We start from the raw sequence: 20309 nt of genomic DNA, 5'->3' as shown, positions 1-20309 counted from the left end.
TGAGATCCTGAAATACTGAAACAATTTCGGCACATGCCTATTTCAGGATGACGCTAATTAATAATTAAGCCGTAAACTTGGCCGAAAGATCTTTAGCGACACTTGTTAAGGTATCGATAACCTCATCGGTTAATTTACCTGCTTTAAGCGTATCTAAAGCATCTCTGTGCTTAGCATTCAAGAATTCGATATAATCTCTTTCAAACTCTTTTACTTTATTAACAGGTACATCTCTCAATAAATTCTTAGAACCTGCATAGATGATAGCTACCTGATCTTCAACTGTAAACGGATCATTTTGCGCTTGTTTTAAGATTTCAACGTTGCGCCTTCCTTTTTCAATAACGTTTAAGGTTGCTGCATCAAGGTCAGAACCAAACTTAGCGAATGCTTCTAATTCACGGAATTGTGCTTGGTCTAATTTTAAGGTACCTGCAACTTTCTTCATGGACTTTATCTGAGCAGAACCCCCTACACGTGATACAGAAATACCTACGTTAATCGCAGGACGAACACCCGAGTTAAATAAGTCTGACTCTAAGAATATCTGACCATCAGTAATAGAAATTACGTTGGTTGGGATATAAGCCGATACGTCACCCGCTTGTGTTTCGATAATTGGTAATGCCGTTAAAGAGCCTCCTCCTTTTACCATTGGTCTCAATGAGTCTGGTAAATCGTTCATATTCTTAGCGATATCATCGTCTTCGATAATTTTAGCCGCGCGTTCTAAAAGTCTTGAGTGCAAATAGAAAACGTCACCTGGATAAGCCTCACGTCCTGGTGGACGACGTAATAATAACGATACCTCACGATAAGCCACAGCTTGTTTAGATAAGTCATCATAAACGATTAATGCAGGACGACCAGTATCTCTAAAGTACTCACCAATAGCTGCACCTGCAAACGGCGCATAAACTTGCATTGGAGCTGGATCTGATGCATTCGCCGCAACAATCACCGTATAAGCTAAAGCGCCTTTATCTTCTAATGTTTTTGCTATGTTTGCTACTGTTGACGCTTTTTGACCTACAGCAACATATACACAGAATACAGGCTCACCTGCATCGTAAAACTCTTTCTGATTTAAAATGGTATCAATACAAACGGTTGTTTTACCAGTTTGTCGATCTCCAATCACTAACTCTCGTTGACCTCTACCTACTGGAATCATAGCATCTATAGACTTAATTCCGGTTTGTAAGGGCTCATCTACGGGCTGACGGAAGATAACCCCAGGAGCTTTGCGCTCTAGTGGCATTTCGTATAAATCTCCACCTATTGGGCCTTTACCATCTATTGGGTTACCAAGTGTATCAACAACACGACCAACCATTTCTTCACCGATTTTGATAGAGGCAATGCGATTGGTACGCTTCACTGTAGCGCCTTCTTTAATTTCTTTTGAAGGTCCTAATAATACGATACCAACATTATCTTCTTCAAGGTTAAGTACAATACCTTCTAGTCCACCTTCGAACTCTACAAGCTCTCCATATTGCGCGTTAGAAAGTCCGTAAGCACGTACAATACCATCACCAACAGTTAATACTGTTCCTACTTCGTCTAATGAAGCACCTGCTTCAAAACCTGAAAGTTGTTGTTTTAAGATTGCTGATATTTCAGCTGGTTTTACTTCTGCCATTTTATTTTAGTCTTTAGCTATAAACTTTAGCTATTAGTTTAATGTAAATTCTCTCTTTAATTTATTCAATTTGTTTGCGATACTTGCATCGTACTGTAAATCGCCTACACGTAATATAAAACCACCCATAATGGATTCATCTACTATATTTTCAATTTCAGTAGCTTTCCCTGTTAGCTCCTTTACTTTAGCCAATACCTTTTTCTCAAGTTCTTTAGTCAAAGGGGTTGCTGAGGTTACTTTAGCGATTTGAGTGTCTCTTAGCTGATCATATAGTTGATTGTACTTATTGGCCACATCCCCCAGTAAAGCAATACGCTTGTTAGCAATTAGCGTGTCTATGAGGTTTGATGTTGCCGAAGTAACAGCCATAAAGGCTGATGTTAACACCGCCTTTTTATCTGCTGACCGTACGACTGGGCTCTGAAGCATAGCGCTTAAATCACTATTCTCCGCAATTGCCGATGCGATTTGCTTCATGTCAGCATTGACATCTTCAGCCACTTTATTTTCAGTAGCCAAGCTAAGAACCGCTTTGGCATAACGTATTGCTGCTCTAGATTCTGCCATCAATTATTAGTTTAATGTCGTTTCACCTAACATATCTTCAACCAATTTTAATTGCTTGTCTTTGTTAGATAATTCACCACGCACTACTTTTTCTGCAATATCTATTGATAAACCTGCTACATGACTTTTTAATTCTGCCATGGCCGCTTTCTTTTCACTTTCTATTGCTGCCTGTGCCTTTTCAATGATCTTACTTGCTTTTTCCTGTGCTTCTGTCTCAGCTTTAGCAATGGTCTGCTCTCTTATCTCACGAGCATCTTTTAGCATTGCTTCGCGCTCTGCACGTGCCTCTTGTAAAATGCGCTCATTATCTGCCTGAAGGTTTTCCATTTCCTTACGTGCATTCTCAGCAGAAGCCAGGGCATCCTTAATACCTTCTTCTCTTTCACTAACGGCACCAAGAATTGGCTTCCAAGCAAATTTTCTCAATAAAAACAGTAATATTAGGAAGGTGATAACCGTCCAAAATACCAATCCAAATCCAGGTTTAATTAAATCCATGTGTTATAATTCTTTCAATTTAAATTTTAAAAATTACAGAAGCAACCAACCGTTACTTCTGTAATTCGTTTTAATCATAATTATACGATTAAGGCTGCTACAACGCCGAATAACGCTACCGCTTCTACGAAGGCTGCTAAAATCAATGCAGAAGATTGAATCTTACCGTGCATTTCTGGTTGACGTGCCATAGCTTCCATGGCAGATCCTCCAATTTTACCAATACCTACACCAGCTCCGATAGCCGCTAAACCAGCTCCAATAGCTGCAATTCCAGTAATAGTCATAATATAAAATTTAAATTAATTAATGATGTGCTTCTTCTGTTGCCATTCCAAAATATAAGGCCGACAACACCGTAAATATATATGCTTGTATTGCTGTAACCACAATCTCGATAATCCCAATAAACAATGAGAACGCTACCGATACTGGTGCAACAGCAACAGATTTAAAAATAAATATCAAAGACATTAGTGCTAAAATGATAATGTGGCCCGCCGTAATGTTAGCGAACAAACGAATCATTAGCGAAATTGGCTTTGTGAAAATCCCTATAATCTCTATAGGCATTAAAAATATCTTCATCGGAACAGGAACTCCTGGCATCCAAAAAATATGCTGCCAGTAGTTTTTATTGCCGCTAAAGGTCGTAATGATAAATGTGAATACCGCTAATACCATGGTAAAGGCAATATTACCACTGAGATTAGCTCCATTTAAAATCGGAATCAAACCAAAAATGTTGTTGAGCCAAATAAAGAAGAACACCGTTAATAGGTAGGGCATGTATCTTTTGTACTTGTGTTCACCAATCATCGGTTTAGCAATTTCGTCTCTGACAAACACAACTAAGGGCTCAACAAAACTTGCAATACCAGAAGGTACGTTATCTTCTGATTTTTTATAGCGTCTCGCTGCCGAAAAGAAAATTAAGATTAAAACGGCTACAGAAACCCACATCATAAACACGTTTCTCGTAATTGAGAAATCCAAAGGCATTACAGCATTAGTAGGATGTCCTTCTTCGTCTAATTTTACTGCCGTTTCCCCATCGTTAAGTTGGTATATTTTTTCGTGTACATTAATAAACTTGCCCCCGTTCTTCTCAACCACTTCGTGACCATGATAATCGTGATGAAATTCAGAAGACATAAATGTGGTTAATCCGTTGTCTGTCCAAAGAATTACCGGCAATGGAATTGTAATATGCTTTTCATCTTCTTTACCTTCATTCAAGGTTAAGATATGCATACCGTAAGCATCCTTAACGTGATGCATAATCATTGACTTTGCGTCGAATTCCTTATCTTCTCCTTCTTCTTTAGCATCCTCGGCAAAACCAAAACTAAATACCGATAAAAACAGAACTGTAAATACTGTGCGCTTTAAGGTGTTTAATGTCATTCTTTGTGGCTTTAAAATACCTTGTTTTAAATTCGGTGCAAATGTACGCACATTAAATGAATTGACAAACAATAATTTTGCTATAATTTTCAAAGCATTTTAATCTGTAAAAATCCCCGATTTTAAGACTGTTAAAGACTTATAGGAATTATTGTTTTTGAAGAAATTTTGTCAGTGCAAAAACCTCAAAAAATAGGTACAAAAAATAAGGGATAAAAAAGTTAAAAACATCGGGTTGTTTGTTTTTAACATCTGATAAAATGAGAGGCAATAAAAAAAGAATGGCCAGTATCATCTTAGAAAAGGTCATTACCATGAATATATTAAAAATATCGGTTTTCCCAGAAGAGTACCTATAATTGATAACCGAATACAAAATCAATGTAATGACAAAGTGAAAGCCGTAAATCTGCCAAATAGGGAAAAAGAAATCCATCTCAGAAGCAAAATGATGCAGCAGATAGCTGTGAATTGCAAACAAAATCCCAGTAAGCCCCAATAACTGCAGTATGAATGATGTCTGTCTTTTCTTAAATGCTTCCATCTAATTGTCTTTTGAAGCTGCAATAATACGTCTTATTACAAAAACAATTGATATAACCACAGATAATAAAGACAAAATTACTGTGTATAGATTGTGTTTATTGGGGTATGATTCATCCAGCTTTACACCCGCATAGGTGCCAACACCAATAATCGCGAACATTTGAATGGCCATGCCCGAAAAACGGGCATAAGAATTAAGCCTGTCTTTCTGGTTTTTGGGCGGTTTGCTGTTCTGGTTGCTTTGGTTTGATAGGCTCATTAGGTAATGCTTTTACGGTACCTTTCATACTACAAGTGGCATTAAATGTCGCACCTGGCTCTACAGCCAACTTGGTCGTATGAACTTCACCTTCAATATGCGCCGTAGACTTTAAAGACAATGTCCCTGATAAAATGAGCTTTCCGGAAAACTTGCCTTCAAAATCTGCATTTTCCCCTTGCAATGTCCCTTTTATAAATCCTGACTTACCAATGACGATTTTACCCGAAGTTTTAACATTGCCTTCAACGGTTCCATCTATTCTAAAAGGGCCTTGACTCGCTATATCACCTACTATTTTAGTGCCTTGTGCTATGATATTCTGTTGTGTACTTGTTTCCATGATTTTGTCTTGTTTAGGTTTCTTGTTGTCTGAGGAAAACATTGTTGATTTGGTTTTTAATTTACTCTAATTTTAGATATGCGTTTAAATTTTTATGACGTTGAATAATAGCATAGTTAGGTGATGATATCGCAAAATAGTCCTTGGTGATTTTTGGCTTTACAGGTCTTCCGCGTTTGTCTTTTTCGTCAGACACCAATAATTGTGCAAATCCGCTAGCTCCTTGTATACTCGTTAAGCCATGCACGACGACAAATGTTGTGCTTTCATCATATACATCTTTTGAAGTACTTAAATCAAAATACGTTATTTTCTTCTCGATTTCTTCGTCTAAAATCTTGATGAAAGCATCAATATCTTCGCCCGAACCATTTTCAAATTGGTATACCACATTAAAATGCTTGGGTTGATCGTCAGAGATAAATTCCTTCTTCGCCAACACCGGAATAGCATTTTGTAAGAGCTCTTCCGCCTTTTTGCCTTCTTCCGTGTTTGCATAAGTTAAGGCAATATAGTTAATACCTTCCTTATAAGCTTCAAAGCCATAGAGACGGCCTTTAGCGGAGGCCTTAAGAATTTCGAACTTGGGAACAAAGTCATCGCCTTCTAAACGTTTAATCTGAACCTCGGCTTCAGCAATAACAGCAGCATAATCCTGATTATCGAATTTTTTGTAAAGATTTTTATATATCACCTCTGGGCTATTGGCATCTTTAGATAATTCAGATTGCGGGTTCAACAAGATCTCTGCATAGCGCGAATCTGGATAATCCGCTATAATTTGTTCTTTGACAATCTCTGCCTTCTTCAATAGTCCAAGTTCAGTGTAAATCTTATACAGGTTATATTTTGAAGGTAAAATCAATCGCTCTTCAGGTGAATTCTTTAATAAATTCTCAAAACGGGATTTGGATAACTCGAGCTCTCTAAATTTTTCTTTATAAATAATCCCCAATTGGTAATAGGCAAAGTTGCGCTCTTTAGCTATACTATCAATCACAACTGGATCCGATGGAAGCGTCGCTAGATACGTCTCAGGATTATAGCGCTCCTCCTCTCCAGTGATCTTGGAGACACTTTCCTTTTCATCACGATTTTTTATACCTGCACGCTGATCTGACAACCTCCAATTATCCTGAAGTTTACGATCTCCCCAAATTTTTAAAAATTCGTTTTTTCCATAAGCAACAGTGGTTGGATTATAGAAATAAAAGTTACTTGAAGTGCCTATGCCTGGTATGGCACTTCGACTTTTACTAGCAAACTCTCCTGGTAAAGCACCGGGATTCGCCCTTGATGTCTGAACATTATTACTTAGTTGGGCATTATTACTTCTGGCTTCTTGTCTTTCTAATTGCTCTTCTTTGCGCTTTTCTTCCTCTATGGCTTTAGCCTTTAGTTCTTCAGCATATTTGGTATAAATTGCCAATTGTTCTTCTTTTGGAAGGCTTACCATATACAATATGCTGTCATTAACTTGAGCAATGCCTTCATAGTAAATCACATCGTTTAAGTTTTCGCGCTTTCTTTTAATAATTCTAAATGGTTTAGAGTTTGGAATCATAGCGGTCATGGTACTGTCGTAATAAGCTCCAGCAGTTTTGTAGCTATTGCGATCAAAATACATGTTACCCAATGTTTCATAGATGAGTGCTCTTAAGTACTTATCTGAAGAGGTCTTTCTAAGGGATTTATTGTAATAGGCTTCGGCTAAACTATCTGAGGCATTGTTACGATGATATTCGGCAATACGATAATAAATCTTATCGAGAAAAGGTCTATTTTCCCTGTTTTCTTCTAATTCTGTAAGGTATTCCTCAAAGGCCACTCCGTCACCGTCTAAAGCATCAAAATTATAGGATTTCTCAAGGTGCGCATTAATATAAAATGCCCTTGGAATTTTTCTATGCATATCAATAATGGCATCAAACTCCATATTGGCACTGTCTTTTTCCTTAAACTCATTATAAAGCTGCCCTCTAATAAAATGGTAGCGTGCTTTTTCGTGCTTTACTTTGGTATTTTCGGCCGCAATCCCTAGTAGTGCCATGGCACTATCTTTAGATTTTATATTGATATAAGCTTGTGCTAATGCTGCTGTAGCATCTGCTAAGTCCTGCCCCTCAATGACGCCTTCTTCCTCTTTTAACAGGCGTTTCAATCGTTTTATGGCTACCTCATCGTTATTTAAACGCATATTGGTTTTTTCGCGCCAAATCTTTACCTGATTGATCTTATCGCTTGTCGGATACTTGTTAAGAATATTATTAAATGCGGCCAGCGCAGGGACAAAACGCTGATCAAAATAGCGCGCTTTACCCAACAACAAATAGGCTTCGTCTATTTGCGGATTTCTTTCTTTACCATCAATGTTCATTCCATGCTTCTGAATGGCTTTAATGGCTTTTTCTTCAGCACGTTCAAAATCAGCATTTTTGGATTGATCTGGGAGAAAAACGTCATCGCTAACCTTCATGCGTTCTACAGGCAATAATTCCCAGAAGTTTTCTGTAAATGCATCGTTCACTGCAAGCCTGCCTCGTTCTAGGGCAATATCGCCATTATATAGAATGTTGTATTCAGTCCCTAAAGCATGAAAATTTCTATTAATGAAAGTATCTTTTTTTCGCGAACAACCTTGAACAATAATCGCTATTAAAAAGAGAGATAATATGTGCTTAATCTTGATTTTCAATCTGGGTTCTATTTGATTTATAGATAACTAAACTATCGGGGTTTTAGTGTGCTAAGTGGTAAAATTAAACATCTTTTTCAATTTTCGATGTTATTAAACTGTTTTTCGAGGAATTACAAGGTTTTAGTCCATAAAAAAAGCCCGTGAATATTTAAATCACGAGCTTTAATAATAAATTTTGGGCCCTTTTATTCTTCCTCATTAGAAGCACTCACATTACTAGCAAAATGTGCTTCTAATTCTTTTAAGGTTGTAGGATTGGTTTCTAAGTCCTTGACAATATCTCCCTTTTCTAAGACTACAATACGTTCACAGACATCAGTGACATGCATGAGGTCATGGCTCGAAATTAAGATGGTAACCCCTTGTTTTTCTGCTAAGTCCTTAAGGATTTTCTTTAAGCGTATTTGTGTTGTCGGATCCAGATTAGCGAAAGGTTCGTCTAAAATTATGACGTCCGGATTACCAATAAGCGCCGCTACGATACCCACTTTCTTTTGGTTTCCCTTACTCAGGTCTCTAAGGTATTTCTTTTTCCCAAGGATTTCGCCATTAAAAAAATCCTCGAACTGGGACGTTAGGGCGTCTACATCTGCTTTGTTCTGCCCCCGCAAATCGCCGATGAAATAAAAATATTCATCTGGCGTTAAGTAGCCTATTAGAAAACTTTCATCTATAAATGATGACGTAAAAGGTTTCCAATCTTCACTTTGGTCAACAACCACACTATTATTGGTAACATTCCCTGAGGTAGGTTTGATTAAATCCAATAACAAACTAAAATAGGTGGTCTTTCCGGCACCATTGTTACCAACCAAACCAAAGCTTTGTCCTTTAGGAATACTCAGTTCTTCTATATTAAGCACTGTGGTTCCATTATATGATTTTGAAAGGTCTTTTGTATATATCATAATTATAATCTTACATGTATTAATTATCTTGACTGAAGGCGTCAATCATTTTATATTTTGAATCTAAATAACGCTGGGTAATCATTTTCATCAATTTTTTGTGTAGTACAATACCAACCACACCCATTAAGATGAGTATGGTTATACCAGCTTCAAAACCTATGAGCCAGTTGACTAAGGCAAAAATCCCCATTGGCAATAACATTAAGGGTAGGCCAATTATCCATTGTACGGCGCCCGTACCTTGATAGTTGAACGCTGCACGCTGGTTGAGATCAATTTTTTTTCTGTTGAAAGAACCTCCAAAAAGCATCACATGCGAATTAACTCCTATGTTATAAATCGCAGCAGCGAAATGAGCAATGAGTATTTTCCAACCAAAATATACATAAGGTATACTCAATACGAACATTATGCCTACACTAAGTATCATCAAAATAAACTTTGATCTCAGATACTGTTCGTACTTAATGTTTTGGCTCATCAACATTTTATAGTAACCACTGTCCCAAGCTGGAATAAACTGTCCGAAATTAATTAAGAAAATCCCTGTTACAAATATGCCTATGAAAGGAAATAACCAAACCATGTCTCTATACATGGGTTGTGGGTAGAAAAACAAACCATATACCAAACCTATGACCATGATAAAAACCGAAGATTTTGTGCGTTTGTTTCTCCAAATCAGTTTTAAATCAAGTTGCATAAAGGGTGCGATATTACCAAAGCGCTTGGTCCAAGATAAATCAGCAACCTTTACTTCTTGTACCTTTGACTTCAACGAACTATCCAAAAAGAGCTTTTGATTTAATAGTCTAAAATTATACCAATAACAAAGCCCTAAAAAACCGATTGGGATCAAAATAAATATAGGATTATTTGCAATGGCTATTAGTGCTTCGCCAACTGCTGTTTTTACGGGCAGAATATTAAAATAATCCAAGGCATACAGCGTCCCAATAATTGCAATTAATGGTAAAAAAGACAGGTCTGTTTTTGCAGATAGAGCCTCAACAATAAAATTGAAAAAATTGATGCTCAATACTAAAACAATCATGGTAAACATCCACGTTACAATCGTGGAGGTTGCATGACCATCTGACATAAGCATTATGCTAAACGGAATAATGGCAAATAGCGGCAAAAAGTTAAAAAATGACAGCGCTGATTTCCCCAATACATAGTTAACTACTTTAGATCTCTTAATAGGTAATATGAGTAAGGGCTTAACACTCATTACGGGCAATTTCTGCAAAAAGAAACGCATCAATAAATCTGCGATAATCCAGAAAAACATAAAGCTATTGGCGACAACAAAAGGGTCTTGTTCTGGATACAATTTTTTGAGGATAGGAAGCAAACCAAATCCAAGGCCTAAGAATATGACGATAAAATAAAGTGCAAAAAACACCAAGAGAATATTGAGGCCTAAACTTTTTTGCCAATAGGAAGAACGGAAGTATTGCTTCCATTCTAAATCAATAAAATGCTTTATCATAGCTAATGGTTAGTTTTTGTGTTGGGTTAGTATAAATTATATGCTATTTGTTACAGAATGTATTCTTTTTTATGATTTAAGCTTATTCCCAGCATTGTGCTTATCCAAACATCCACTTATCTTGTAAAGCTCTATATTGATTAGCAGTTTCCTTATAAATAAAAATTCCAGAAACCATAAAAAGTACATTAAATAGCGTTGTAAAAAATACTATACTTTGTTGAGTGGCTAGAGATACATCTATATATCCCCCAGGTCTAGGTAATTGATAGAATAAATTTGAAATTAGTACCGAAAAAATGATGTAGAAATAACCATAGAGCAAATAACCCGATTTCTTAAATTTGAGATTCATGTAGGCATAGTGCACGGTAAAATACAAAACAGGCAACCCAAATAGCATTAAACTAATTACACCAAACGTTTTACTTGAAAAAATATTGAAAACTAAGTAATAAGCAAAGGAAAAAACAACAACAAATGATAAGTATCTCAAATTGGTAAAAAGCTCTATAAAATTTTTGAAGTACTTCCTCCTAATTTTTGCGTTTATGGATTTTAGTCTTTTGTCTTGGTACCATTTCAAATTTTTATCCCATCCCAACTCAGAAAGTGTCTGATTAAAAAGCGATTTAAAATCACAACTCCCTTTATAATCTTCTATTTTGCAGGCCAGATGATCGGTCATTTCGAGCCTTATATCCCAATACCTAATACCTTTAGCTTTAAGATAATCATCGATACGCTGAATATGATCTGTATTTAATTTCATTATACTAATTTAGGGTTAACCAAAGCTTGCATGGTCTTCATATATTCTGCCAGTTCTTCGAGTTTTATTATAGTCGCTTTCGTTCCGATTTCAGTAAGTTTATAATATTTTCTTAGCCGATTATCTACTTTCGCCACCTCAACATCAAGAAGACCATCTGCTTCTAATTTATGAAGAGCAGGGTATAAGGCGCCTTCAGTGATATTGAGCTCCCCCCTTGTAATTTCTTTTACTTTTTGGGTTATTTCATAGCCATACATTTTATCATAATCCTTTAGCAACTTTAAAATAATAGTATTTAGGCTACCTTTATATAATTTTGAATTACTCATTGCTATTGATTTAGTGCTGTAAAAATATACATAATTTTCTTATGCATAAAAAGCTTAGGTATTTTTTAACACTCATGAATTTAAGAAAATATTAAGTGTAGTCGGTTATTTAAACCTGTGTGGTCGCTATCAGATTCCTTATTTTTGCAAAAAAAAATTTTGCCATGTCGCAATTTCATGAACTTACCATAAAGTCTATCGATCAAGTAACTGATAAATCTGTTGCCATAACTTTTGATATTCCAGAACAGCTCAAAGCTAATTTTAGCTTCAAGGCTGGCCAGTATATTACCTTAAAAACAGCGATTAATGGTGAAGACATCCGCAGGGATTATTCCATTTGCTCTTCGCCAAATAGTGGAGACATTACTGTTGGTGTTAAAGCTGTTGAAGGAGGCACATTTTCTGTTTTTGCCAATGAGAAACTACAAGCAGGACATACCCTCGAAGTCGCTGAGCCTAATGGCCGTTTTACGCTTGAAGCTAATAAAGCCAGAACACGAACCATTGCTGCTTTTGCTGCGGGTAGTGGCATTACCCCAATACTGAGTATCGCAAAAACGCTTTTAGAAGTTGAGCCCTTTAGCAATTTTATATTGGTTTATGGTAATAAGACCTTAGCGGATGCTATGTTTATTAAAGAGTTGTTCGAACTTAAAGACACCTACGGAAATAGATTCCATATTCATTTTATTTATAGTCAAACCCAAGAAGACAACGCACTTTTTGGTCGTATCGAAAAAAGTACGGTCAATCTTATAGTAAAGAATAAATACAAAGGGGTGACTATTGAAAAGTTTTACCTCTGCGGACCAGAACCGATGATCCATGCGGTTAAAGATGTATTGCTAGAAAACAACATAAAGGAAAAGGACATTTTGTTTGAATTGTTTTCTGTACCTACCGAAACCGACAACAATACGGCTACCGAAACACTCAATGGTCATACAAAGATTAAAGTTGTTGTTGATGACGAAGCGTTTGAGTTTGAAATGCCCCAAGACCAATCCATCCTAGAGGCCGCACTGAAACAAGACATTGACGCCCCATATTCTTGCCAAGGCGGCATTTGCAGTAGCTGTATCGCCAGACTAACAGAAGGTGAGGCTACTATGCGACAAAACAATATCTTAACCGATAGCGAAGTGGCCGAAGGCTTAGTATTGACGTGTCAAGCACACCCAACATCCTCTACAATTGTTGTAGATTATGATGATGTGTAAATTAAGTATTGGCGTTTAGGTCTTAGCTATAATGCATTTATTCTACATCTCGAATAACGAACTTAACTTTTGAGACTATTGTCTTAACAGAAATACTTCCTGCTGCTGCTTCATAACCATCAGGGTACTTATTGCCGTAAATTGATGTTGGTACTAAGGGATATTGCGCTCTATCTGCAACCAAGGCATAATCATCAGGCTGATTAAAGGGTGCAAAACCAGCATAAGGATGTGTTACACCCCAAATGGTTATAACCTTTACGCCGAGCATAGCTGCCAAATGTCCATTACCAGAATCCATGGAAAGCATGAGGTCAAGATTAGAAATCAAGGTTAATTCTTCGTCCAGATTTAATTTCCCTGCAACAGAATGCACCTTGCTATACTTGTCTTCGATAGCACTCAAAAACTCGACTTCATTTTTACCACCTCCAAACAAAATAATATTGTAGTCCTTAGAAAGTTCAACAATAAGCTCCTCCATTTGATCTAATGGATACATTTTACTTTTATGGGCAGCAAATGGTGCAATTCCAACAGTTTTGTGTTTAACATTAGCGATAAAGCCTTTTAGCTTCGAGCTCAGTTCAACTTTTTCGGGGAATAATGGTTGGGATAGGTCAATGGCGTAGCCCAATCGCTCAAATACCTCAGCATAGCGCTGATGTGTAGTTTTTAATTGCTTAAATAATTGTCCTGAAGTCAATGCTTTTTTTTCGGCTCTGCCTTTATCAATTTGTAGGACTGTCTTACCGAGAAAAAAGAATTTTAAGATATTACTTCGCAATACATTGTGTAGATCTGCAACAGCATCAAAATTTAATGTTTTTAGGGCCTTGGATAGCTTATAAAGTCCTAAAATTCCTTTGTGCGTTCCTTTTAAATCTGCTGAGTAAAAATCAACATTTTTTAGATCCTTAAAGAACGTCTCGAAAAATGCTCTCGAGACTACAGTTATTTTTAAATTAGGATATTGCTCGGTTAAAGCCCTTAACACAGGTACCGTCATGGCTACATCGCCCATAGCCGAGAATCTAATAACCAATATATGTTTTGGGTTTGGCATTTACTTCAGAATATGAGATCCCGAAACAACACTTAGACCGCCTGTCCGCCTTACAAAACTTCGGAAGGCTTGGTGTTCAGTGTAAAGCTTTAGGATGACAAGCTATTTCTGACCTCTTAAAACCGGATTAAGCTCTTCATCGTTGTACATCTTCATTTGCTTATAAACTTTCATGTACTTATCACCATTGGCAATATCATTAAGTAAGTCGTCAATTGCTGAGCTTAAATCCACACGCTGCTCCAGTAAAACATCGAGTTTCTTTTGGCAAGCCGCTTTATGTGCTTCTGAGGCATCGTCCCTTGTAGTTTCAAGATGCATGTGATAAATCTTAAGTGCTAGGATCGACAGACGATCAATGGCCCAAGCGGGGCTTTCAGAATTTATCTTGGCGTCACTTTTTACAGCTACATCTTTGTATTTATCCAAGAAATAGCTATCAATAAACTCTACCGTATCTGTTCTATCCTGATTAGAAGCATCTATCATTCTTTTGAGTTTTAATGCCGCAACAGGGTCTATATTTGGATCTCTAATGATATCTTCATAAGCCCATTGCACCGTATCGATCCAACACTTTCTATATAATAAATGTGCGATTACATCGTCATTCTTGTCATACTTATTGGTAAAAGGCTGATCTACCGTATTTAAAACTTTATACGTTTTAATAACATCCTGAAATATCGTATTGGCTTTTTCTGAAAACATATGAGAATCAAATTTTAGAATATGCAAATATACTTTGAATTATTAACTTAGCCATTGAACTAAAAGTCAATCTATGCATATTCATAATCTCTCCGAAAACCCTTCGATTTTAAACTCATTTATTTCTGAAATCAGGGATAAAAACATCCAAAACGATAGTATGCGTTTTAGAAGAAATATTGAGCGCATTGGTGAAATATTAGGGTATGAATTGAGCAAGTCCTTAAATTTTGAAACCCACCAAATAGAAACTCCTCTAGGTATGTCCCCAACCGTTTTACACAAAAAAGATATCGTCTTGTGTTCTATACTAAGAGCTGGTGTTCCACTACACAATGGTTTGCTCAACTATTTTGATGCCGCTGAAAATGCCTTTATTTCGGCCTATAGACAACACAAGCACAATCCTGAGAGTTTTGAAATCATAGTAGAGTATTTGGCTTGCCCAAGCTTAGAAAATAAAACATTAATACTAGCCGATCCCATGTTAGCTACGGGGCAATCTATGATTGCTACTTTTGAAGCGCTAAAACCATTTGGCACTCCAAAAGAAGTGCACTTGGTAAGTGTCATTGGTGCGCAACAGGGTGTTGATTATGTCTCTAAAGAATTGGGGGCAAAAGCACATCTTTGGATCGCTGCTATTGATGATACCCTAAATAGTAAAGGCTATATTATTCCTGGACTAGGTGATGCAGGAGACCTAGCTTTTGGTAATAAATTACAGCAATAAACTTAATATTGGTGCAATTATAAACAAGGATATAAAAACTTCCTTAAACCAACTGTCCGAAACAAACTCTATATAATTTGCCATGATGACAGCAAAAGGTGCAAACAGAAAAATAAATTCACTTCCGTTTTTAATTGGCGCAATTAACGCTACCAAAACAGCGATAACAGATGCCCATGCTACTAGGAAAAAAGAAGGTCTTAATTTTTTGTTCTTATCTGTCAAAATTCTGAAAAAATAGATAAGAACCCAGATTAAGGATGTAAAAAGAATCGTAAATTTTAATATATGATCTATACGATTATAAGCGGTAAAATCTAGGCTGGCGTAACGCTCAAAATCCGTAGGCCTTACATAAGTATCATGAACACTTATGTTATAGGCCATAAGCAGAAGAATAACCGTCACTAATCCAACAAAAGGAATAATAGTGTTTTTAATATCATTTTTAGAATGGTATATCAACGCCACAATAATCAAAGCAAAAAATAAAATGGCCCAAAAGTAAAACAAGGTGGCCAACATCATCCAAAAACCTGCGTCGAATAGTTTTTTCTTAATATGAAGATTAGAATGCAAGCTCACTAAGCGCCTTATGGCAAAAAGCACAAATACATTCGCAAATATTAAATCGGAATACTTTAAGGCTTCTGGAAACATCCCAAATAATAATCCAAAAGTCATAATAGCATAACTATTCTTCTTAGTAAGGTTGTTTTTTGAAATTATAAAATCTAGCAGTAACAGAGAAAATACCACGGCCAATAGCTTAATCAAAGACTTTGAGGTTTCGTTTAAGTCATTGAATAAAAGACCAAAATTAGAGATGATAAAAACGAGAACAATAAAAACTGAAACTATAATTAGATTTATAGGTTTAGATTTGCTAAAAATGCTTGTAATCATTTACTGTTTTTGTATTTTTGCAATCGAACCGGCACTATATCCAAGTATTGGACACCTATTTTGGACAGCTGGTTGGTATTGTATCGTTAAAATTTAAAACTCACTTTACGAGTAAATTTATAAAGTTATGAAAGATTTCTTTTACGGAATACAAGATTTATTTGTTGACTATCTATTTGCACCCTTTGATGCCTTAAGAGCATTTGAATTGGAGAATTGGTTTGGTGCTAATGTTATGTCATGGATTTTCTTATTAATTGGCCTAGTCGCTTTTGTATACTGGATGATGCAATTGGCTAAGTATAATGCCAATAACGAAGAAGATAAAAGTGTAACTGCGCACTCTTATCTTTAGGACTTAGAGATCAAAACCAATATCCTTACGATAATACATCTTATCAAAGTATAGTACATTTATGCTCTGATAAGATTTTTTTATGGCCTCTTCATAATCTTTACCATAAGAGGTAATGGCCATTACGCGTCCTCCTGAGGTTACTATTTTTCCATCCTGCGATTGAGCGCCTGCGTGAAAAACAATAGATGCCTTAACCTCATCCAAACCAAAAATTTCCATACCCTTTTCATACCCCTCTGGATAACCGCCAGAAACAAGCACAATGGTCGTTGCTGCACGCTCATCTATTTGCAGTTCAATTTCTGATAATGTTTGATTTGACATGGCTTTAAAAACTTCGACCAAATCGGTCTTTAACCTTGGTAAAACGACTTCGGTCTCTGGGTCACCCATTCTTACATTATATTCAATCACTTTGGGATTGTTCCCAACTTTTATCAAGCCTATAAAAATAAACCCGACATAGGGCAACTCATCTTTTTTTAAACCTTCAACGGTCGGCTTAACAATTTGATGTTCTATTTTATCTAAAAACTCATTTGAAGCAAAAGGAACAGGAGATACAGCTCCCATACCACCTGTGTTTAACCCCGTATCGCCTTCACCTATGCGCTTATAATCTTTTGCCGTAGGTAGTATCTTATAATCTTTACCATCGGTTAGCACAAAACAGCTTAACTCTATACCATCTAAAAACTCCTCAATAACCACTTTAGCACTTGCATTGCCAAATTTGGCATCTACTAACATGTGTTTTAATTCGGCTTTTGCCTCATCTATATCATGAATAATAAGAACCCCCTTACCTGCAGCTAGCCCATCTGCTTTTAATACAAATGGCGATGATAGGGTTTCCAAAAACTTATACCCTTCTTCTAGGTTCTCTTTTGTAAAACTTTGATATGCTGCTGTCGGTATATTATGGCGCTTCATAAATTCTTTAGCAAATTCCTTACTCCCTTCTAATTCCGCTGCTGCCTTTTGAGGTCCTATTACCGAGACTTTTTTCAAGTCTTCATCTTGAAGAAAATAATCATGGATACCTTGTACCAAGGGGTCTTCGGGACCAACTACGACTAAATCTATAGCATTTTTTATGACCGCATTTTTAATAGCTTCAAAATCGGTCACTGAAATATTTAAATTAGTGGCAATAGTTGCAGTTCCAGAATTTCCAGGAGCTACAAAAAGATTTTTACAACGATGGCTTTGTGCAATTTTCCAAGCAAAGGTGTGCTCTCTACCTCCAGAGCCAAGTACTAAAATATTCATGATTAAATTTTCTTTGGGCAAAAATAATTGGTTTTGATTTGAAAAAAGAATTAATTTACGGAAACCTTTTTTGGCCTTAAAAATCTTGCAGTTATTCGATTTTTCCTTGAAAATAAATGGCTTTGATATCAACAAAGCCAAATTGACCTTATCTAATATTCAAGCCCAGAATGAGGTGGAGTTTGCCAACTACATTGCCGAACGAAAAACAGAAATCATTTCGTTTCACTTGGCTCATAATACGTTTTATAAATCTTTTGCTGGTGCCATTGATGTTAACGATTGGAATTCCATTCCTGTAATGACTAAACGGCATTTACAGCAACCTTTAGAAAAGCGCCTAAGTGAGAGCTATAATCCCAAACATATCTATATAAATAAAACCTCTGGTAGTTCTGGTGACCCCTTTATTTTTGCTAAAGATAAGTGGTGCCATGCACTAACTTGGGCAGAAATTATGAATCGGTTTTCATGGTATAACATAGATTTTAACAGGTCAAAACAAGCTCGATTTTACGGCATTCCATTAGATAAAAAGGGATACTACAAAGAACGCTTAAAGGATTGGTTTAGTAATCGCTATCGGTTTTCGGTTTTTGATTTAAGTGACGCGGCTTTTGCAAAAGCCTTAAAGACATTCAGCACTACAAAATTTGAATATATAAACGGTTATACCAGTGCTATCGTCCAGTTTGCAAAGTATCTTAAACGACAAGGGATCATTTTGAAAACGATTTGCCCAAGCCTTAAAGTCACTATCGTTACATCCGAAATGCTATTTGATGATGATAAAGCCTTACTAGAAGAACAGTTCGGTTTGCCCGTAGTGAATGAATATGGGGCATCAGAATTAGATTTGATTGCCTTTCAGAATACTAAAGGATTGTGGCAGATTAATAGTGAGACCTTATATGTCGAAATATTAGACGAAAAAAACAATGTATTACCCTACGGTGAAGAAGGGAGGGTTGTAATTACATCACTCTACAACAAAGCACATCCTTTTATAAGATATGATATCGGTGATATTGCTGTAATGGATACCCGAAGCACGTTGCGAAAACCCATTTTAGAAAAACTTATCGGCCGAACAAACGATATAGCGATTCTGCCTAGTGGTAAAAAAGCAGCAGGCCTAACCTTCTATTACATTACTAAAAGTGTTATTGAAAATGATGGCAATGTATCGGAGTTTATTATCGAACAGGTCGCTCAAGATACTTTTATCATTAAATTTGTCAGCCGACAAGAACTATCATTCGATAAAAAAAATATTATTACTAAAGCCATGGAACAGTATTTAGAGCCAGGTATTTCTATAGTTTTTGAACGCGTTGATGCACTAGATCGAACGACATCAGGAAAACTAAAACAGTTTACATCTTATGTCAGTTAAGCCAAAGCTAGACTTAATGATTATTACAAGTTATTTTCCGCCTGAAATTGGTGCGGCATCTAACCGAATATTTCATTTGGCAGATGGCCTAAAGTCTGGCTACAACGTGCATGTTGTAACTCCTTTACCCAATTACCCAACGGGGAAAATCTTTAGTGGCTATAGAGGGAAGCTCAAATCTAAAGCTGTAGAAAATGGTATTCTTGTTAGTCGACTTTGGTTATATGCTAGTAAATCTAAAAACAAATTTCTGCGTCTCTTTGCCATGCTATCTTATAGTATAAGCTTAGTTTGGTTTTTTATTTGGAACAAAATACCCAAGAAAGTCATTGTACAGTCGCCTCCGTTAATTGTTGCTTTTACCTGTGTGTTCTTTTTAAAATCAAAAAAGCGAAAATTGATACTCAATGTTAGCGATTTATGGCCAAGCGCCGGATACGAACTAGGCGCCCTGAGGAAAAATTTTAGCTATAACCTACTAAAACGACTAGAGGTTTACAACTATAAAAATGCGGGTCTTATTTTAGGTCAAAGCAACGAAATATTAACCCATATTGATAAAATTACTACAAAACCAGAATTGTTTCTGTATCGCAATTATCCCGATATTGAACTTAAGGATGTAACAGTATCTTCTTCTGACCATAAAACGCTGAGAATTGTCTATGCGGGGCTTTTGGGCGTAGCCCAAGGCATTTTAAGGCTTTGCCAAAACCTAAACTACGACAATATTGAATTACATATTTATGGTTCTGGTGCCGAAGAAGCCGATTTAAAATCATTTATCGAATCACAGCAACAACTTCCTGTTTTTTTCCATGGAAGAGTTGATAGGAATGTATTACACCAAGAATTACAAAACTATGACCTCGCTATAATTCCTCTACTCAATAGAATATATGGCTCTGTTCCTTCTAAAATTTTTGAATATGCCAAATTGGGTTTGCCTATGTTATATTTTGGTGGCGGTGAAGGCGAAACTATCATTAGTGACAACAAATTAGGTTGGATAGCAGAAGCAGGAAACTATGACCACCTAAATAGGGTGGTTAAATCAATTGGTAAAACAGAGACAAGTCTAGAGGTTAAAAAAAATATTCAAGAAAGAGCTTACAAACGTTTTGATTTCGGATCGCAGCTTAATAAACTAAAAAAAGAACTCTAG

General features: G+C 36.4%; 22 protein-coding genes. 5 read left to right on the top strand and 17 right to left on the bottom strand.

Features of this window, described 5'->3' with window-relative positions:
• Window positions 1–64 precede the first annotated feature (64 nt).
• From atpA to ACO052_RS03800, 13 genes are all read right to left on the bottom strand, one after another.
• Window positions 65–1645, bottom strand: a complete 1581-nt coding sequence (atpA, locus tag ACO052_RS03860; protein WP_422106699.1) for a F0F1 ATP synthase subunit alpha — start codon at window positions 1643–1645, stop codon at window positions 65–67.
• 33 nt (window positions 1646–1678) lie between these two features.
• Window positions 1679–2215, bottom strand: a complete 537-nt coding sequence (gene atpH, locus ACO052_RS03855) for an ATP synthase F1 subunit delta (RefSeq protein WP_422106698.1) — start codon at window positions 2213–2215, stop codon at window positions 1679–1681.
• Between the two features lie 6 nt (window positions 2216–2221).
• The gene (locus tag ACO052_RS03850) at window positions 2222–2716 is read right to left on the bottom strand and encodes a F0F1 ATP synthase subunit B (RefSeq protein WP_422106697.1); all 495 of its coding nucleotides are present in this window, start codon (window positions 2714–2716) and stop codon (window positions 2222–2224) included.
• Window positions 2717–2796: 80 nt separating this feature from the next.
• Complete coding sequence (gene atpE / locus ACO052_RS03845; RefSeq protein ID WP_103050608.1) at window positions 2797–3003, bottom strand: ATP synthase F0 subunit C; 207 nt, start codon at window positions 3001–3003, stop codon at window positions 2797–2799.
• 19 nt (window positions 3004–3022) lie between these two features.
• On the bottom strand, window positions 3023–4123 hold the full coding sequence (gene atpB / locus ACO052_RS03840; protein WP_422106696.1) for a F0F1 ATP synthase subunit A: 1101 nt from the start codon (window positions 4121–4123) through the stop codon (window positions 3023–3025).
• Window positions 4124–4271: 148 nt separating this feature from the next.
• Window positions 4272–4667, bottom strand: coding sequence for a hypothetical protein (locus ACO052_RS03835; protein ID WP_422106695.1), 396 nt, complete (start codon window positions 4665–4667; stop codon window positions 4272–4274).
• Window positions 4668–4829, bottom strand: a complete 162-nt coding sequence (locus ACO052_RS03830) for an AtpZ/AtpI family protein (protein WP_422106694.1) — start codon at window positions 4827–4829, stop codon at window positions 4668–4670.
• Between the two features lie 34 nt (window positions 4830–4863).
• Window positions 4864–5313 carry a bactofilin family protein gene (locus ACO052_RS03825; protein ID WP_422106693.1) on the bottom strand — a complete coding sequence of 150 codons (450 nt, stop codon included), beginning with the start codon at window positions 5311–5313 and terminating at the stop codon, window positions 4864–4866.
• 19 nt (window positions 5314–5332) lie between these two features.
• A complete protein-coding gene (locus tag ACO052_RS03820) occupies window positions 5333–7966 on the bottom strand; it encodes a tetratricopeptide repeat protein (protein ID WP_422106692.1) in 2634 nt (877 codons plus the stop codon).
• A 188-nt stretch (window positions 7967–8154) separates the two neighbouring features.
• Window positions 8155–8877 (bottom strand): ABC transporter ATP-binding protein, encoded by a 723-nt coding sequence (locus tag ACO052_RS03815; RefSeq protein ID WP_422106691.1) that lies wholly within the window; start codon window positions 8875–8877, stop codon window positions 8155–8157.
• Window positions 8878–8896: 19 nt separating this feature from the next.
• Window positions 8897–10375 (bottom strand): DUF5687 family protein, encoded by a 1479-nt coding sequence (locus ACO052_RS03810; protein WP_422106690.1) that lies wholly within the window; start codon window positions 10373–10375, stop codon window positions 8897–8899.
• 100 nt (window positions 10376–10475) lie between these two features.
• Entirely contained in the window at window positions 10476–11147 is a 672-nt protein-coding gene (locus tag ACO052_RS03805; RefSeq protein ID WP_422106689.1) for a hypothetical protein, read from the bottom strand.
• On the bottom strand, window positions 11147–11479 hold the full coding sequence (locus tag ACO052_RS03800) for a PadR family transcriptional regulator (RefSeq protein WP_422106688.1): 333 nt from the start codon (window positions 11477–11479) through the stop codon (window positions 11147–11149). The genes ACO052_RS03805 and ACO052_RS03800 overlap by 1 nt, the downstream gene beginning before the upstream one ends.
• A 164-nt stretch (window positions 11480–11643) precedes the next feature.
• Between ACO052_RS03800 and ACO052_RS03795 the strand changes: the two genes are divergently transcribed.
• Window positions 11644–12702: a 2Fe-2S iron-sulfur cluster-binding protein gene (locus tag ACO052_RS03795; RefSeq protein ID WP_422106687.1), complete on the top strand. Its 1059-nt coding sequence runs from the start codon at window positions 11644–11646 to the stop codon at window positions 12700–12702.
• A gap of 37 nt (window positions 12703–12739) precedes the next feature.
• Here the strand turns inward: ACO052_RS03795 and ACO052_RS03790 are convergent, their stop codons facing one another.
• Window positions 12740–13768, bottom strand: a complete 1029-nt coding sequence (locus tag ACO052_RS03790; protein ID WP_422106686.1) for a glycosyltransferase family 9 protein — start codon at window positions 13766–13768, stop codon at window positions 12740–12742.
• 102 nt (window positions 13769–13870) lie between these two features.
• Complete coding sequence (locus ACO052_RS03785) at window positions 13871–14479, bottom strand: DUF4254 domain-containing protein (RefSeq protein WP_422106685.1); 609 nt, start codon at window positions 14477–14479, stop codon at window positions 13871–13873.
• Window positions 14480–14552: 73 nt separating this feature from the next.
• Between ACO052_RS03785 and upp the strand changes: the two genes are divergently transcribed.
• The gene (gene upp, locus ACO052_RS03780) at window positions 14553–15212 is read left to right on the top strand and encodes a uracil phosphoribosyltransferase (RefSeq protein ID WP_422106684.1); all 660 of its coding nucleotides are present in this window, start codon (window positions 14553–14555) and stop codon (window positions 15210–15212) included.
• Here upp and ACO052_RS03775 read toward each other — a convergent pair.
• Entirely contained in the window at window positions 15201–16118 is a 918-nt protein-coding gene (locus ACO052_RS03775; RefSeq protein ID WP_422106683.1) for a DUF6427 family protein, read from the bottom strand. The genes upp and ACO052_RS03775 overlap by 12 nt on opposite strands.
• 127 nt (window positions 16119–16245) lie before the next feature.
• Between ACO052_RS03775 and ACO052_RS03770 the strand changes: the two genes are divergently transcribed.
• Entirely contained in the window at window positions 16246–16473 is a 228-nt protein-coding gene (locus ACO052_RS03770; RefSeq protein WP_422106682.1) for a DUF6341 family protein, read from the top strand.
• A gap of 3 nt (window positions 16474–16476) precedes the next feature.
• On the opposite strand, the gene purD is transcribed toward ACO052_RS03770, so the two are convergent.
• Window positions 16477–17748 (bottom strand): phosphoribosylamine--glycine ligase, encoded by a 1272-nt coding sequence (gene purD, locus ACO052_RS03765; protein ID WP_422106681.1) that lies wholly within the window; start codon window positions 17746–17748, stop codon window positions 16477–16479.
• A gap of 85 nt (window positions 17749–17833) precedes the next feature.
• Between purD and ACO052_RS03760 the strand changes: the two genes are divergently transcribed.
• Both ACO052_RS03760 and ACO052_RS03755 read left to right on the top strand, forming a co-directional pair.
• The gene (locus ACO052_RS03760) at window positions 17834–19144 is read left to right on the top strand and encodes a phenylacetate--CoA ligase family protein (RefSeq protein WP_422106680.1); all 1311 of its coding nucleotides are present in this window, start codon (window positions 17834–17836) and stop codon (window positions 19142–19144) included.
• Window positions 19134–20309, top strand: coding sequence for a glycosyltransferase family 4 protein (locus ACO052_RS03755; protein ID WP_422106679.1), 1176 nt, complete (start codon window positions 19134–19136; stop codon window positions 20307–20309). The genes ACO052_RS03760 and ACO052_RS03755 overlap by 11 nt, the downstream gene beginning before the upstream one ends.

It is taken from the genome of Winogradskyella sp. (assembly GCF_965228925.1).
GTDB lineage: Bacteria > Bacteroidota > Bacteroidia > Flavobacteriales > Flavobacteriaceae > Winogradskyella.
This window is presented reverse-complemented; position numbering and strand designations above follow the sequence as displayed.

Bases quoted from the DNA above. Each gene is read 5' to 3' on its own strand.
- ACO052_RS03830 (WP_422106694.1), bottom strand. From the start codon at position 4,829: ATGTTCGCGATTATTGGTGTTGGCACCTATGCGGGTGTAAAGCTGGAT.
- purD (WP_422106681.1), bottom strand. From the start codon at position 17,748: ATGAATATTTTAGTACTTGGCTCTGGAGGTAGAGAGCACACCTTTGCT.
- ACO052_RS03825 (WP_422106693.1), bottom strand. From the start codon at position 5,313: ATGTTTTCCTCAGACAACAAGAAACCTAAACAAGACAAAATCATGGAA.
- atpH (WP_422106698.1), bottom strand. From the start codon at position 2,215: ATGGCAGAATCTAGAGCAGCAATACGTTATGCCAAAGCGGTTCTTAGC.
- ACO052_RS03810 (WP_422106690.1), bottom strand. From the start codon at position 10,375: ATGATAAAGCATTTTATTGATTTAGAATGGAAGCAATACTTCCGTTCT.
- ACO052_RS03795 (WP_422106687.1), top strand. From the start codon at position 11,644: ATGTCGCAATTTCATGAACTTACCATAAAGTCTATCGATCAAGTAACT.
- ACO052_RS03805 (WP_422106689.1), bottom strand. From the start codon at position 11,147: ATGAAATTAAATACAGATCATATTCAGCGTATCGATGATTATCTTAAA.
- ACO052_RS03800 (WP_422106688.1), bottom strand. From the start codon at position 11,479: ATGAGTAATTCAAAATTATATAAAGGTAGCCTAAATACTATTATTTTA.
- atpB (WP_422106696.1), bottom strand. From the start codon at position 4,123: ATGACATTAAACACCTTAAAGCGCACAGTATTTACAGTTCTGTTTTTA.
- ACO052_RS03755 (WP_422106679.1), top strand. From the start codon at position 19,134: ATGTCAGTTAAGCCAAAGCTAGACTTAATGATTATTACAAGTTATTTT.
- ACO052_RS03815 (WP_422106691.1), bottom strand. From the start codon at position 8,877: ATGATATATACAAAAGACCTTTCAAAATCATATAATGGAACCACAGTG.
- ACO052_RS03785 (WP_422106685.1), bottom strand. From the start codon at position 14,479: ATGTTTTCAGAAAAAGCCAATACGATATTTCAGGATGTTATTAAAACG.
- ACO052_RS03835 (WP_422106695.1), bottom strand. From the start codon at position 4,667: ATGGAAGCATTTAAGAAAAGACAGACATCATTCATACTGCAGTTATTG.
- upp (WP_422106684.1), top strand. From the start codon at position 14,553: ATGCATATTCATAATCTCTCCGAAAACCCTTCGATTTTAAACTCATTT.
- atpE (WP_103050608.1), bottom strand. From the start codon at position 3,003: ATGACTATTACTGGAATTGCAGCTATTGGAGCTGGTTTAGCGGCTATC.
- atpA (WP_422106699.1), bottom strand. From the start codon at position 1,645: ATGGCAGAAGTAAAACCAGCTGAAATATCAGCAATCTTAAAACAACAA.
- ACO052_RS03790 (WP_422106686.1), bottom strand. From the start codon at position 13,768: ATGCCAAACCCAAAACATATATTGGTTATTAGATTCTCGGCTATGGGC.
- ACO052_RS03775 (WP_422106683.1), bottom strand. From the start codon at position 16,118: ATGATTACAAGCATTTTTAGCAAATCTAAACCTATAAATCTAATTATA.
- ACO052_RS03850 (WP_422106697.1), bottom strand. From the start codon at position 2,716: ATGGATTTAATTAAACCTGGATTTGGATTGGTATTTTGGACGGTTATC.
- ACO052_RS03770 (WP_422106682.1), top strand. From the start codon at position 16,246: ATGAAAGATTTCTTTTACGGAATACAAGATTTATTTGTTGACTATCTA.